General features: G+C 55.7%; 13 protein-coding genes, 1 other RNA gene and 1 pseudogene. 8 read left to right on the forward strand and 7 right to left on the reverse strand.

Going from position 1 to position 13375, the window contains the following annotated elements; genetic code table 11:
* Positions 1 to 165 precede the first annotated feature (165 nt).
* The 5 genes from ACFQO0_RS02945 to ssrA all read left to right on the forward strand — a co-directional run bounded on the left by ACFQO0_RS02945 (position 166) and on the right by ssrA (position 3790).
* A complete protein-coding gene (locus tag ACFQO0_RS02945) occupies positions 166 to 831 on the forward strand; it encodes an OmpA family protein (protein WP_382232550.1) in 666 nt (221 codons plus the stop codon).
* 318 nt (positions 832 to 1149) lie between these two features.
* The gene (gene ompA, locus ACFQO0_RS02950) at positions 1150 to 1767 is read left to right on the forward strand and encodes an outer membrane protein OmpA (RefSeq protein ID WP_382232551.1); all 618 of its coding nucleotides are present in this window, start codon (positions 1150 to 1152) and stop codon (positions 1765 to 1767) included.
* Positions 1768 to 1886: 119 nt separating this feature from the next.
* Positions 1887 to 2582: a bifunctional 2-polyprenyl-6-hydroxyphenol methylase/3-demethylubiquinol 3-O-methyltransferase UbiG gene (gene ubiG / locus ACFQO0_RS02955; protein ID WP_382232552.1), complete on the forward strand. Its 696-nt coding sequence runs from the start codon at positions 1887 to 1889 to the stop codon at positions 2580 to 2582.
* Between the two features lie 71 nt (positions 2583 to 2653).
* Positions 2654 to 3328 (forward strand): HAD family hydrolase, encoded by a 675-nt coding sequence (locus tag ACFQO0_RS02960; protein WP_382232553.1) that lies wholly within the window; start codon positions 2654 to 2656, stop codon positions 3326 to 3328.
* 98 nt (positions 3329 to 3426) lie between these two features.
* Positions 3427 to 3790: a transfer-messenger RNA gene (ssrA, locus tag ACFQO0_RS02965) on the forward strand.
* A 313-nt stretch (positions 3791 to 4103) separates the two neighbouring features.
* Here the strand turns inward: ssrA and ACFQO0_RS02970 are convergent.
* From ACFQO0_RS02970 to istA (ACFQO0_RS02980), 3 genes are all read right to left on the reverse strand, one after another.
* Positions 4104 to 4892: a hypothetical protein gene (locus ACFQO0_RS02970; RefSeq protein WP_382232554.1), complete on the reverse strand. Its 789-nt coding sequence runs from the start codon at positions 4890 to 4892 to the stop codon at positions 4104 to 4106.
* A 114-nt stretch (positions 4893 to 5006) separates the two neighbouring features.
* Positions 5007 to 5810 (reverse strand): IS21-like element ISPst3 family helper ATPase IstB, encoded by an 804-nt coding sequence (gene istB, locus ACFQO0_RS02975; RefSeq protein ID WP_010454871.1) that lies wholly within the window; start codon positions 5808 to 5810, stop codon positions 5007 to 5009.
* Positions 5803 to 7302, reverse strand: coding sequence for an IS21-like element ISPst3 family transposase (gene istA, locus ACFQO0_RS02980; protein ID WP_024012635.1), 1500 nt, complete (start codon positions 7300 to 7302; stop codon positions 5803 to 5805). The genes istB (ACFQO0_RS02975) and istA (ACFQO0_RS02980) overlap by 8 nt, the downstream gene beginning before the upstream one ends.
* A gap of 121 nt (positions 7303 to 7423) precedes the next feature.
* Between istA (ACFQO0_RS02980) and ACFQO0_RS16915 the strand changes: the two are divergent.
* The 3 genes and pseudogenes from ACFQO0_RS16915 to ACFQO0_RS02990 all read left to right on the forward strand — a co-directional run.
* A pseudogene (locus ACFQO0_RS16915) lies at positions 7424 to 7606 on the forward strand (hypothetical protein); the annotation flags it as partial.
* Entirely contained in the window at positions 7601 to 8482 is an 882-nt protein-coding gene (locus tag ACFQO0_RS02985) for a tetratricopeptide repeat protein (RefSeq protein ID WP_436539023.1), read from the forward strand. The pseudogene ACFQO0_RS16915 and the gene ACFQO0_RS02985, both read left to right, overlap by 6 nt.
* A 238-nt stretch (positions 8483 to 8720) precedes the next feature.
* Positions 8721 to 9566, forward strand: coding sequence for an AraC family transcriptional regulator (locus ACFQO0_RS02990; protein WP_003464995.1), 846 nt, complete (start codon positions 8721 to 8723; stop codon positions 9564 to 9566).
* A gap of 29 nt (positions 9567 to 9595) precedes the next feature.
* On the opposite strand, the gene ACFQO0_RS02995 is transcribed toward ACFQO0_RS02990, so the two are convergent.
* From ACFQO0_RS02995 to ACFQO0_RS03010, 4 genes are all read right to left on the reverse strand, one after another.
* On the reverse strand, positions 9596 to 10114 hold the full coding sequence (locus ACFQO0_RS02995) for a YkgB family protein (protein ID WP_003464991.1): 519 nt from the start codon (positions 10112 to 10114) through the stop codon (positions 9596 to 9598).
* Between the two features lie 443 nt (positions 10115 to 10557).
* On the reverse strand, positions 10558 to 11361 hold the full coding sequence (gene istB, locus ACFQO0_RS03000) for an IS21-like element ISPst3 family helper ATPase IstB (protein WP_010454871.1): 804 nt from the start codon (positions 11359 to 11361) through the stop codon (positions 10558 to 10560).
* Positions 11354 to 12853, reverse strand: coding sequence for an IS21-like element ISPst3 family transposase (istA, locus tag ACFQO0_RS03005; RefSeq protein ID WP_024012635.1), 1500 nt, complete (start codon positions 12851 to 12853; stop codon positions 11354 to 11356). The genes istB (ACFQO0_RS03000) and istA (ACFQO0_RS03005) overlap by 8 nt, the downstream gene beginning before the upstream one ends.
* 92 nt (positions 12854 to 12945) lie before the next feature.
* Positions 12946 to 13374 carry a hypothetical protein gene (locus ACFQO0_RS03010; RefSeq protein ID WP_382232555.1) on the reverse strand — a complete coding sequence of 143 codons (429 nt, stop codon included), beginning with the start codon at positions 13372 to 13374 and terminating at the stop codon, positions 12946 to 12948.
* Position 13375 lies beyond the last annotated feature (1 nt).

The following is a 13375-nucleotide window of genomic DNA, read 5'->3' on the forward strand; positions in this document are numbered from 1 at the left end:
ATCGTAGATTTTAACACGTCAGGCGACTCTTCTTGCCGCTTTTGGCTACCCAGGAACTTTGTAAGCAATGGTCAGCGCTACGGCGAAATTTCATTAAAATATGTTTAAATGCGGGCTGCTGAAAATACGCATCATCTCCAGAACATCTGCCTATCAAGAGAAAATATGATCAAAAAACTGGCTTTAGTCTTATTGGTCGGCGCCGCCCCGCCCTACGTCACAGCACAAACCACTGCAGACATTTCAGCGCCCTCAAGTCATTCTTACAATCAGAACAGCAGTGGCGTGATTACGCGTAGCGCATTCGGACTCTGCTGGCGATCGGGCTCATGGACAGAAAACGATGCGATCGCTGGTTGCGATGGCGCACTGACATCGCCGATTCCAAATCCAATCGCTCCGGATCTGGCAAACAGCATGACGAAAGACGCGTCACCCATCGCAGTCAAAGCCTGCAGCTTCTCATTTGTATTAGGTAGTGACCGCACCTTTGCATTTAACAAGGCAAGCTTGAGTACTGCAGCCAAACGCCAGATCGACCAGGAGGTCTTACCGCGCCTGACCGAATGCAAAACCATTGCAAATATCACTATTACTGGTCACACGGACAATCTGGGCTCGGATCAATCAAATCAACTTCTCTCTGAAAAACGAGCTCAGTCTGTCGCCGACTACTTAAAGGCAAAAGGGGTAGGCGTTCAAATGAACGTAGTGGGTGCCGGCTCTTCTAAAGCACTTAAATCGTGCAGTGCCAGATTGTCTCATTCAAAAATGATTCGCTGCCTCGCACCAAATCGGCGCGTCTCAATAGAAGCAATTAATTCAAAATAATAAAAATGCAATTGATTATTAAAAATTTCTCAAACACATGAACGTTTTTAATATCCAAAGGTCAATGTTTTGCTGCAGGAAACATTGACCACCCTTCCGTTGTATATTTACAACAATTATAGAAAAACGATAATCCTTGTATTTAACAAGGGGGGGTAAATCAAGCGCCTATGGCAGAATAGTGGCAAGTTAAATTATTGCATGCGAACAATTTGTTTCATGCGGTTTTTGAAGCGCGTGTTATCATCCATTTCCGATGTCATTTACGTAATTTGCGCAGTTTATCTGCGGATATCTCACTCGAGAGGAGAAAGAAATATGAATAAATTAGCAAAACTCGTCTTCGCTGCGTCCGCGGTCGTTGCGTTCTCTGCACAAGCCCAAACAGACATCAAAGCAAGCACACCAAAAAGCGCTTACGCTCAAGCTTCGAACGGTACTATCGTTCGTAGTGGTACTGGTTTGTGCTGGCACACTGGCTACTGGACTCCAGCTGACTCAGTTGCTGGTTGTGATGGTGCGTTGGTCGCTGCAGCAGCTCCAGCAGCTCCAGCTCCAGCAGCAGCAGCTCCAGTTCCAACAGCAGAAAAAGTCACGTTTGCAGCTGATGCATTCTTTGACTTTGACAAAGCAACTCTGAAACCAGAAGGCAAAGCTAAGCTTGACGACCTGGCATCCAAGCTCAACAGCTTGAACCTGGAAGTTATCATCGCAGTCGGTCATACTGACTCCGTTGGTTCCGATGCTTACAACCAAAAACTGTCGATCCGCCGCGCTGAAGCTGTTAAAGGCTACCTCGTGAACAAAGGTGTTGATGCAAAACGCGTCTACACTGAAGGCAAAGGCGAAAAACAACCAGTTGCTACCAACAAAACAGCAGCTGGCCGCGCACAAAACCGTCGCGTAGAAATCGAAGTTGTCGGTACACGTAAATAATTCGTTTCATACGAATTAAAAAACCCGCTTCGGCGGGTTTTTTTTCGCACACAATTTGTGCAACGAATTTCCAATTGACGAAATCCCGCTCTGCACACTTTCCAGTTATCATTTAGCCCATGAATGCTGACCCGTTAGAACTGAAAAAATTTAGCGATCTGGCCCACCAGTGGTGGGACCCCACATCGGAATTCCGCCCTTTGCATGAAATTAATCCATTGCGACTCGAATGGATAAACAGTCGTGCCCCTTTAGCGGGGAAAAACGTCATCGACATTGGTTGCGGCGGCGGTATCCTGGCCGAATCAATGGCCAAAAAAGGCGCGAATATCACTGGCATAGATCTGTCTGAAAAAGCCCTGAAGGTAGCGGATCTGCACAGCCTGGAGTCTGGCGTGCAAGTGCGTTATGAATTGATCGCTGCAGAAAGCATCGCAGAACGCGAAGCTGGCAAGTTCGATATCGTAACCTGCATGGAAATGCTGGAGCACGTGCCCGACCCTTCCGCCATCGTCGCAGCCTGTGCACAACTTGCAAAACCAGGAGGAAAAATATTTTTCTCCACCATCAATCGCAATCCCAAAGCCTATTTGCACGCTGTCATCGGTGCCGAATACATATTGCGACTGCTGCCAAAAGGCACGCACGATTACGCCAAATTCATCACGCCTGCCGAGTTATCACGCTTTGCACGCAATGCTGGATTGACGATCGATATGCTCAAGGGCATGGGCTTCAATCCTCTGACGCAAATCTATTCGCTGCATCAGGATACCAGTGTCAATTATCTGATCGCTTGCACCAAGCCAGCCTGATTTTCAATTCAAGCCAACGCTTGCGCATGCCAGACAAAGCATGCACAGGCAGACCATCTCATAGAATCCGCATGATATTACCTATCCCGCAAGCCATCCTGTTTGACCTCGACGGCACACTGGCGGACACCGCACCGGATTTGGCGGGCGCCGTTAATCAACTGCGTATTTCTCGCGGATTGATGCCTACCGATTATGAGTTATTGCGCCCTGTTGCTTCTGCAGGAGCCCGAGGCTTGATCGGTGTCGCATTCGGCATCACCCCGCAAGATGACAGTTATACGGCGCTGCGCGATGAATTTCTGCAAAATTATGAAGCCGCTATTGCAGTAAAAAGCCGCCTGTTTGAAGGCATTACAGAATTGCTATCCGGCTTGCAGGACAAAGGCATTGTCTGGGGCATAGTCACCAACAAGATCGCATACCTCACCGATCAACTCGTGCCGAAGATCGGATTGCATCATGCTGCCTGCGTTATCTCCGGTGATACGACCGCTCACGCAAAACCACATCCTGCCCCACTGTATGAAGCGGCTAAACGTATCAATGTCCTCGCTGAACAATGCTGGTACGTCGGCGATGATCTACGCGACATTCAGGCAGGTCAGGCTGCCGGCATGACCACTATCGCCGCAGCATGGGGATATTGTGGTGAAGTTGCGCCTGCGACATGGAAAGCGAGTGCTTTAGTTGAATCTCCACAGCAACTGCTGGCTTTGCTCGATATGCAGCAGCATACATATTGAGTGAGCATTTCTTTCGCTATAACAACAATTTCGTTGCATACGCGGCTCTTGAATCAAGCGTGAAGCACCCCATCTAATACGATACAATGGCAATGCTTGGGGGCGACCTGGTTTCGACAGGGGTTGCAAAGCAGCGCAGGGCATACCGAGGACTGGTTACCTCGTAAATACATCCAGAAAAGTAATAACTGCAAACGATAACTCGTACGCACTAGCCGCTTAATAACCGGTTAGCTTCACACCGTTTCTTCCTTGGGGCGGGCTGGTCAAACAGCAGTGAAGTCATACACAAGGAATCGCGTCGGGCCGGGTCACTTGGCAAGGCGTTAAATAATAGGTGACTCGTCTGTACCAAGCGTGCGCGTCCGCGTGGTCCGGATTAAATCAAATGGCAGCGCTAAGTATGTAGAACTGTCTGTAGAGTGCTTCTGGACGCGGGTTCGATTCCCGCCGCCTCCACCAATAATGAAACCCCAACCGTTCTCGGTTGGGGTTTTTTCTTGTCTATTTGCGCCAGTTCCCGCGTGTTGTTGGGGGTTCCTGCGGAAGCCTGCGGACTTCGCCAGCCGCCCGAATTGGCCGTTCCGGGCCACATTCCACTCTCTCCTGGCCATTCCTCGCTCCGACCTCGCTCCCTGGAACTGGCCCGAAGTCCGCAAAGGCCACAAGTCAGTGCCATATAGATCAAAGACTTACGCGCGGACGAATCAAGCGGTTGGATTGCGGCATTGGCTACCGAGGGGAACAAACTGTCGCCAGCGCGAAGCCAGAAGCGCTACCGGGCCTTCCGTTCAATCTGCTCAAACAGTTTCTGCGCGGCGAGCCTGGCCGTGGCGTCCTGCTCCGGACCAAGCGGTTCAAGATCTACCCCGTCGCGACCTGCGACATAGGCTGGACCGCCGACGTCATCGTCGTAGTCCGAACCGTCTTCGTTGATCGCGTAATGCGCGTCCTGGGTTAGATCCGTTCCGACCAGCCGTGAGAGGTACACCCACGCCCAGCATCGCTGCAGGTCAGCGTGGTCGTATTCCTCAATGAGCTGGAGCATGGCATCCGTGTCCCCGCTCTCTGCAGCAAGGGTCAGCCAATGCTTGGCGTCTGAAGTGCGGCCCATGCGTTCTGCGATCGCCGCAATCGCTGCTGGGTCAGCATCGACGCCGTGGCGCGACTGCTCGAAGAAGGACGGATCGTCAAATCGATCCGCCAAGTCGAGAAGTGCATCCTGATTCCCCAGTCGACTGGCCTCCCTCAGGTGCCGCGAGTACTTCTCGGCTTGAGCGAGACGAGCCTCGTGGGCTTCGGCCCACTCCTTTTCCACCCCCGTCAGGACACGGCCCTGCTGCCCCTGGGAGTACCAATAGGAACTTCCAGCGTCCGGGTCGTCTTCATCGTCAGGGGCGTGTATCAGCGCCAGCGCGTAGTGAGCCAGGGCATTGCCCTTACTAGCCGCTGCAGCCAATCCATCTAGAAGGATCGGTCCGAACTGTTGGCGCTGATGGAAAATTGACCCACCCTGCCGATTGAAATTTGACCCAGGGCGGATTGCTGATTTTGTTACCAGCAACTGTGGATAAGTCTACCAGCGCAGCTGCTGTTGCCCCCACTCCTTCGCTAGCCCAGTTCAGTTGTTTAAGACCTGCCACACGCAGCCATGTAGCAGGCCGTCGTCGCCATGAAATCAGAACGGCTCATCGTCCTCCGGTTCCTGGCCGCCCTTACGCTTTCGCTCCCGTGATTTGATCTTGGCCTGGGCCGCCAAGCTACTGTGTTGCAGGCGATAGGACTCGTTACCGGTTTCGACGATGTGGCAGTGGTGGGTCAGCCGATCCAGCAGGGCGGTGGTCATCTTGGCGTCGCCGAACACGCTCGACCATTCGGCGAAGCTCAGGTTGGTGGTGATCACCACGCTGGTGTGTTCGTACAGCTTGGATAGCAGGTGAAACAGCAACGCACCGCCGGCCTGGCTGAAGGGCAGATAACCCAGTTCGTCGAGGATGACCAGATCCATGCGCAGCAGAGCTTGGGCGATCCGCCCGGCTTTGCCGTCGTGCTTTTCGCGCTCCAGCAGATTGACCAGATCGACCGTGGAGTAGAAGCGCACGCGCTTGCCGTGCCGGGTGATGCCGGACACGGCCAGCGCAGTGGCCAGGTGGGTTTTACCGGTGCCAGGCCCACCGATCAGCACCACGTTCTGCGCGGTGTCGGTAAAGGCCAGACTGGCCAGTTCGCTGATCAAACGAGCGTCTGCGCTGGAGGCGCTGAAGTCGAAGCCGGCCAGGTCGCGGTGCATCGGCAGCTTGGCCATGTTCATCTGGTGGCTCACCGAGCGCATGGCGCGATCTGTGTGCTCTTGTTCCAGCAGGTGTTCGAGCAGCCACTTGGACGAGGCTGTGTTCGACTCACCCTGCGCAGTCAACTCCGCCCAGGCCGTGGCCATGCCGTGCAGGCGCAGCTCCTTGAGTTCCGCCATCAAATCACGCATGACCGATCTCCTCGGTCTGGCCACGCAGGCGGTCGTAGCGCGCCGTGTTAGCGACGGGGGCTTCCTTGAGCGACAAGTGGGTTTCGACGCTGGGTGGTGGTTCGGTCGCGGCCAGGCGCGCCACGACATTGAGGATGTGTTCGGCGCTCAGGCTGCCGCTTTCCAGTACCAGCTCAACAGCCACCAGCACCGCATCGAGCCCGGCGACCGGTACGGCAGCCAGAACTTGCGCCATGATCCGGTCACCGCCGGCATGACGCCCCAGACCGTGCTTAAGCTGACGCAGCGGCGCCGGCAGATCAGCAAAGGGCGCGCCGTTGCGCAGCGCACCGGGCTTGCGTTCGATCAGCGGGAGGTAGTGCTGCCAGTCATAGCTGACCTGGTCGCGATCCAGCAAGCGGACATGGCTGGCGATCAGCGCGTCGTCAGCCACCACCTCGATTCGCGTCGGATACAAACGGCTGCTGACCCACTTACCCGCATACTCACACGGCACCGAGTAGCGGTTGCGCCCGACGCTGACCAGGCAGGTGCTGGAGACCCGCGCAGGCCGCTCGACGTAACCGTCGAATGGCGCTGGCACAGGCATCAGTTCAGCGCGCTCCAACTCCAGCACTTCGGCCACACTCAGCCCGCTGTATTGAGGGTGCGTCAGCTCGTTCCAAAGCGCGCGGCAGCGCTGGCCCAGCCAGGCATTGAGTTCCTCGAAGGAGTGAAACTGGCAGTCCTGGGCGTCTAGCCAGATACGCCTGCGGCTGTCTTGCACGTTCTTTTCAACGATGCCCTTTTCCCAACCAGCGGCGACGTTGCAGAAGTCCGGATCGAACAGGTAATGCGCGCACATCACCGCAAAGCGCGCATTCACCGCCCGGCCTTTGCCCTTATTGACCTTGTCGACGGCGGTCTTCATGTTGTCGTAGATGCCCCGGCGCGGCACGCCGCCCAAGGAGCCGAACGAGCGTGTATGGGCGTCAAATAACATCTCATGGCCCTGGCTCGGATACGCCACAAGCCAGAACGCACGGCTGGCACACAGCTTCAGATGTGCCACCTGCATACGCCGGTAAATGCCGCCGACCAGCAAGCCTTCCTCGCTCCAGTCAAACTGAAACGCCTCGCCAAGAGCAAAGGTCAGCGGCACAAAGGCCTGCGACGCCTTGCCCTGTCCCCCTCGCCAGGCACGGATAAACGCGGTGAGCTGGCTGTAGCCACCGTCATAACCTTCGGCTTTGATTTGCGCCAACAGCGCCTTGGCACTGCGCCGCTGTTGCTTGGGCCGCAGCGAATCGGCTTTTAGCGCCTGCTCCAGCGTGGCGTGAAAAGGGCTGAGTTTGTTGAAGATCGCGCGGCGTTGGTAGACCGGCGGCTTGGCCTCAGGTGCTCTGACCCACTTGCGAATCGTGTTGCGCGCCAACCCGGTGCGCTTGGCTATCTCATGCAGCGACAGCTTGTCGCGGAAATACATCCGGCGAATTTTGCCCATCATTTCCATACTGATCACCCTGTGTTCTCCTGCTCAAAAATTGAGCAGAAGCAGTTGAACACCTGGGTCAGTTTTCAGTCGGCAGAACAGCCTCTACTGGGTCAGTTTTCGGTCAGCGGCAACACTACAGCTTCAGCAAGGGGACGGAGTGATGTCTCCTGCGCAAAAAAACAGTGCCCGCTCTGAGGCGGACCGCGAATTGCTGGCGGACACCGAAGGAGCTGGCCTCGAACGTTTTTCGACTACAGGCAAGCCGCTACCAGTATTCGTGGCTTTCTTGATACCGGCGCTGGGGCTCGCGCTGTACCTGCATTTTGGCGCCAGCGACAAAGTCGAGCTGGTTCGTGAGTTCGCCCAGCCTCCCGGTTCACTCGCGCAAATGAACGACCGTCTGGAACGCGCGGTTAACGCCCAACCGGAGTCAGCTGAGAACGCTTATAACCTGGCCCAAAACTACATGGCTCAAGGGAGGCCCGACGATGCCGCTAGAATGTTCGAACGAACGGTGTCACTGGCCGGTCGCCGACCGGAGTTATTAGGCGAGTGGGCTAAAGCATTGTATTTCTCTAACAACAAAATGTGGTCTCCGCCAATCAAGGCGCTGACAGATGAAGCTTTAAATGGAAATCCGGGTGAGCTCCAGAGCTTGAGTCTCATAGGTCTGGCTGCGTTTGAAGAGCATCGTTACCAAGATGCTTTAAAATATTGGCATCACGCATTAGCAGAGATGGGTTCCGACCATCCGTCACACGCTGCTTTAGTACAGGCCATTGGAAAGGCAAGAAACGGTCTTTCAGCGGATGAAAAAAACAACAATTTGACGATTAACCATGTTGCTGGCTTGCCACCAACACCGCTCAAGGTACGGGTGGACATTTCCCCGGAAATTTTCGAAAAGGTCGCTTTGGATGACAGTGTGTTCGTTTTCGTACAGACGCTATCGGGCTCCAAGGTACCTCTCGCTACCATACGACTTAAGGTCTCAAGTCTGCCGGCCGAGGTGGAGTTTTCAGGCGCTGATGCAATAGTTACCAGCAACACCTTATCGCAGACAGCCGCGATTCAAGTGACTGCTAGGGTCTCTAGGGGAGGGAAGAGTAGGTCGGGGGAATGGTTGGGCCGAAGCTCGACGACATTAAATTCGAAGAGCGCTAGGCTGAAGCTTACGATCAACCTTCCGGATATCTGATCGACTGCACCGCAAAGTGCTGTTGCCAGGTACTGTAAAATAGAAGAGTGAGCACTTGATTTGCTGGTGCTTTCAAACAACGGTGTTGTTTTTTTAACAGCCGAACTGGAAAGGGAGGCTGAGCTGCTCAGTGATCACTTTATCCGTTGGCTGATTTACGCCGGCATGTTCGCTACAGGCACTGAACGACAACGCAGATGGTATGGTCTGTGCGTTCTGACTCGTCAAGGATCGGCCAATGGATCGTTTGTCTAATTTGCTCTCGCGGTTCGGCGTGCGGGCCAATCTGTTCTATGACGGCGACCTATGCGGCTCTGCATCTTACGATGGCGCCGAGCGGCGAGGTTATATCCATCTGCTTCAGGCCGGCAGCGTGACGTTGCTTGGTCCCGATCGCAAGGATTTGCAGCTCACTCGCCCTAGCTTGATTTTTATGCCACGCCCCGCCAAGCATCAATTGTTTGCGGGTGAGTCCGATGGCGCAAAGTTGTTGTGTGCTTCCATGGAGTTTGAGGGCGGAATTGATAATCCTTTGTCGGCTTCATTACCGGACTGTTTGGTGCTCGCACTCGATGATCTGCCCATGCTGGCAGACACGTTGGAGTGGATGTTTGCCGAGGCGGCAAATGTGCATTGTGGAAGGGAAGCCGCGCTTGAGCGCTTATTTGAGCTCCTAATCATTCTGTTGCTCCGTTACCTGCTCGATCATCACCAGTTGCGCACCGGAATGATGGCTGGACTGGCCGACATGCGGCTTGCCCGATCGCTTTTACAGATGCACAACTCCCCGGAACATGCCTGGTCAATAGCAGAGCTGGCCAGTGAGTCAAATATGTCACGCGCTGCGTATGCCGTGCATTTCAAGAGTGTCATCGGACAGACGCCTGCTGATTATTTGTTGAGTTGGCGAGTTAGCCTGGCTCAGAAGCTGATGCGAGAAGGGCGCTCGATTACGCTGATTGCAGCTCAAGTCGGCTACGAAAGTCCTTCGGCGCTGTCTCGCGCATTTAGACGCAAGACGGGGTTGAGCCCTCGTGACTGGTTGAAAGATCTGGCGGGGGAAAATGATGGCAAAAAGGCCTAAGGCATTACTGCCTTAAGCCATTGAAAAAATTATGCATTAATTTTACGTTTTTCCAGTTCAACCAGCGAATGGCCTGCCACAAATATCGAAACAGCAAGCAACCCTAAGTCTTTAAGCAGAAACTGACCTGGCGCAACGGAAATCGCCGGAAACCCTAAACTAGGCTCAATGACGCCCGGAGTGGAAAACATAAAGCTAAGGGTTGTGAAGAACAGGCCTGCAGACAGAGCGCCTCCTACCACGGATAGTTTGGGCGACAGCATGCGGCCTGCGATCAGAGTGCCGATCGAAATCTCTAGTATGCCGAGCAGGCTGGAGAACATGTCGACCGAAAAAATGCTATACACCCATCCCAAAAGCGGGCTGTTGCTCACCAGTGGAACCAGGCCCTCGGCCTCGTAGTGGGTAAATTTCATGCCGCCGAACCAGAAGTAAATAATAGCGAGAGCCAAGTACGCGCCATAGATACCTAGCCCCATAGTTTTGGTTCCAAGCGTTAAGTGGGCCTGTACGCTGGACTTCGAGTTTTCAATGCCTATGGTTTTCATGTCTGAGCTTCCAGTAGTGAGTGAGAGTGTGTTGGCTGCCGAACGCCGTATGCGTTGGCGATGAGATGATTATGGCTGGCATCTCTAATCAAGAGGCATCAGAAAGTATTGATTTCAGTGCAGATCGTCTTGGGCGGTGCAATTCGCGATGAAGGGATCGCCGTGGAGAGCGATGAGTGCACTATTTCGATAAAGGAGTCGTTTTACATAGGTCGATGAAGCGCGTTGCGGCATCGCCTACTGTCATTTTGTTGGCGCTGATGGAAAATTGACCCACCCTGCCGATTGAAATTTGACCCAGGGCGGATTGCTGATTTTGTTACCAGCAACTGTGGATAAGTCTACCAGCGCAGCTGCTGTTGCCCCCACTCCTTCGCTAGCCCAGTTCAGTTGTTTAAGACCTGCCACACGCAGCCATGTAGCAGGCCGTCGTCGCCATGAAATCAGAACGGCTCATCGTCCTCCGGTTCCTGGCCGCCCTTACGCTTTCGCTCCCGTGATTTGATCTTGGCCTGGGCCGCCAAGCTACTGTGTTGCAGGCGATAGGACTCGTTACCGGTTTCGACGATGTGGCAGTGGTGGGTCAGCCGATCCAGCAGGGCGGTGGTCATCTTGGCGTCGCCGAACACGCTCGACCATTCGGCGAAGCTCAGGTTGGTGGTGATCACCACGCTGGTGTGTTCGTACAGCTTGGATAGCAGGTGAAACAGCAACGCACCGCCGGCCTGGCTGAAGGGCAGATAACCCAGTTCGTCGAGGATGACCAGATCCATGCGCAGCAGAGCTTGGGCGATCCGCCCGGCTTTGCCGTCGTGCTTTTCGCGCTCCAGCAGATTGACCAGATCGACCGTGGAGTAGAAGCGCACGCGCTTGCCGTGCCGGGTGATGCCGGACACGGCCAGCGCAGTGGCCAGGTGGGTTTTACCGGTGCCAGGCCCACCGATCAGCACCACGTTCTGCGCGGTGTCGGTAAAGGCCAGACTGGCCAGTTCGCTGATCAAACGAGCGTCTGCGCTGGAGGCGCTGAAGTCGAAGCCGGCCAGGTCGCGGTGCATCGGCAGCTTGGCCATGTTCATCTGGTGGCTCACCGAGCGCATGGCGCGATCTGTGTGCTCTTGTTCCAGCAGGTGTTCGAGCAGCCACTTGGACGAGGCTGTGTTCGACTCACCCTGCGCAGTCAACTCCGCCCAGGCCGTGGCCATGCCGTGCAGGCGCAGCTCCTTGAGTTCCGCCATCAAATCACGCATGACCGATCTCCTCGGTCTGGCCACGCAGGCGGTCGTAGCGCGCCGTGTTAGCGACGGGGGCTTCCTTGAGCGACAAGTGGGTTTCGACGCTGGGTGGTGGTTCGGTCGCGGCCAGGCGCGCCACGACATTGAGGATGTGTTCGGCGCTCAGGCTGCCGCTTTCCAGTACCAGCTCAACAGCCACCAGCACCGCATCGAGCCCGGCGACCGGTACGGCAGCCAGAACTTGCGCCATGATCCGGTCACCGCCGGCATGACGCCCCAGACCGTGCTTAAGCTGACGCAGCGGCGCCGGCAGATCAGCAAAGGGCGCGCCGTTGCGCAGCGCACCGGGCTTGCGTTCGATCAGCGGGAGGTAGTGCTGCCAGTCATAGCTGACCTGGTCGCGATCCAGCAAGCGGACATGGCTGGCGATCAGCGCGTCGTCAGCCACCACCTCGATTCGCGTCGGATACAAACGGCTGCTGACCCACTTACCCGCATACTCACACGGCACCGAGTAGCGGTTGCGCCCGACGCTGACCAGGCAGGTGCTGGAGACCCGCGCAGGCCGCTCGACGTAACCGTCGAATGGCGCTGGCACAGGCATCAGTTCAGCGCGCTCCAACTCCAGCACTTCGGCCACACTCAGCCCGCTGTATTGAGGGTGCGTCAGCTCGTTCCAAAGCGCGCGGCAGCGCTGGCCCAGCCAGGCATTGAGTTCCTCGAAGGAGTGAAACTGGCAGTCCTGGGCGTCTAGCCAGATACGCCTGCGGCTGTCTTGCACGTTCTTTTCAACGATGCCCTTTTCCCAACCAGCGGCGACGTTGCAGAAGTCCGGATCGAACAGGTAATGCGCGCACATCACCGCAAAGCGCGCATTCACCGCCCGGCCTTTGCCCTTATTGACCTTGTCGACGGCGGTCTTCATGTTGTCGTAGATGCCCCGGCGCGGCACGCCGCCCAAGGAGCCGAACGAGCGTGTATGGGCGTCAAATAACATCTCATGGCCCTGGCTCGGATACGCCACAAGCCAGAACGCACGGCTGGCACACAGCTTCAGATGTGCCACCTGCATACGCCGGTAAATGCCGCCGACCAGCAAGCCTTCCTCGCTCCAGTCAAACTGAAACGCCTCGCCAAGAGCAAAGGTCAGCGGCACAAAGGCCTGCGACGCCTTGCCCTGTCCCCCTCGCCAGGCACGGATAAACGCGGTGAGCTGGCTGTAGCCACCGTCATAACCTTCGGCTTTGATTTGCGCCAACAGCGCCTTGGCACTGCGCCGCTGTTGCTTGGGCCGCAGCGAATCGGCTTTTAGCGCCTGCTCCAGCGTGGCGTGAAAAGGGCTGAGTTTGTTGAAGATCGCGCGGCGTTGGTAGACCGGCGGCTTGGCCTCAGGTGCTCTGACCCACTTGCGAATCGTGTTGCGCGCCAACCCGGTGCGCTTGGCTATCTCATGCAGCGACAGCTTGTCGCGGAAATACATCCGGCGAATTTTGCCCATCATTTCCATACTGATCACCCTGTGTTCTCCTGCTCAAAAATTGAGCAGAAGCAGTTGAACACCTGGGTCAGTTTTCAGTCGGCAGAACAGCCTCTACTGGGTCAGTTTTCGGTCAGCGGCAACAGTCCGAACGCATCGTCGGTAGGGTCGAATAGCTCATCCTCGTCGTATTCGAGCTCTTCGTCTTGGCTGGACGACTCCCCTCTCAGGCGACTGACCAATGACGAGATGCTGGCGACACCGATCTGGCGCTCTGCCAGGAAAGATTCCAACGCCGACGACGCCAGAATCACGGTGTCAGGTTGATACCCAAGCTCGATGCAACGCCGCTTGATGAGCGCACTTTGCGGGACCACCCGCCGGTCGTTCTGGCGAAGCTCCGTGAGCACAGTGTCAACGCCAAACGCGGCGTGAGAGTTGAAACCGAAGGAAGCTGCCAACAGCTCGTAGACGTGGGCTCGCTTGAATGAGCCACCAGTGCTGGCCTGGAGGTGCTGCTGCGCGGAATACGCGAGTTCTTTGATTGTCATG

It is taken from the genome of Herminiimonas aquatilis, from assembly GCF_042665175.1.
GTDB classification, from domain to species: Bacteria; Pseudomonadota; Gammaproteobacteria; order Burkholderiales; family Burkholderiaceae_D; genus Oxalicibacterium; species Oxalicibacterium aquatilis.

Excerpts from the sequence above, each read along its gene's own strand:
- ompA (WP_382232551.1), top strand. The coding sequence starts at position 1,150 with ATGAATAAATTAGCAAAACTCGTCTTCGCTGCGTCCGCGGTCGTTGCG.
- ACFQO0_RS03010 (WP_382232555.1), bottom strand. The coding sequence starts at position 13,374 with ATGACAATCAAAGAACTCGCGTATTCCGCGCAGCAGCACCTCCAGGCC.
- ACFQO0_RS02945 (WP_382232550.1), top strand. The coding sequence starts at position 166 with ATGATCAAAAAACTGGCTTTAGTCTTATTGGTCGGCGCCGCCCCGCCC.
- ACFQO0_RS02995 (WP_003464991.1), bottom strand. The coding sequence starts at position 10,114 with ATGAAAACCATAGGCATTGAAAACTCGAAGTCCAGCGTACAGGCCCAC.
- ACFQO0_RS02990 (WP_003464995.1), top strand. The coding sequence starts at position 8,721 with ATGGATCGTTTGTCTAATTTGCTCTCGCGGTTCGGCGTGCGGGCCAAT.
- istB (WP_010454871.1), bottom strand. The coding sequence starts at position 11,361 with ATGCGTGATTTGATGGCGGAACTCAAGGAGCTGCGCCTGCACGGCATG.
- istA (WP_024012635.1), bottom strand. The coding sequence starts at position 12,853 with ATGGAAATGATGGGCAAAATTCGCCGGATGTATTTCCGCGACAAGCTG.
- istA (WP_024012635.1), bottom strand. The coding sequence starts at position 7,302 with ATGGAAATGATGGGCAAAATTCGCCGGATGTATTTCCGCGACAAGCTG.
- ACFQO0_RS02960 (WP_382232553.1), top strand. The coding sequence starts at position 2,654 with ATGATATTACCTATCCCGCAAGCCATCCTGTTTGACCTCGACGGCACA.
- ubiG (WP_382232552.1), top strand. The coding sequence starts at position 1,887 with ATGAATGCTGACCCGTTAGAACTGAAAAAATTTAGCGATCTGGCCCAC.
- istB (WP_010454871.1), bottom strand. The coding sequence starts at position 5,810 with ATGCGTGATTTGATGGCGGAACTCAAGGAGCTGCGCCTGCACGGCATG.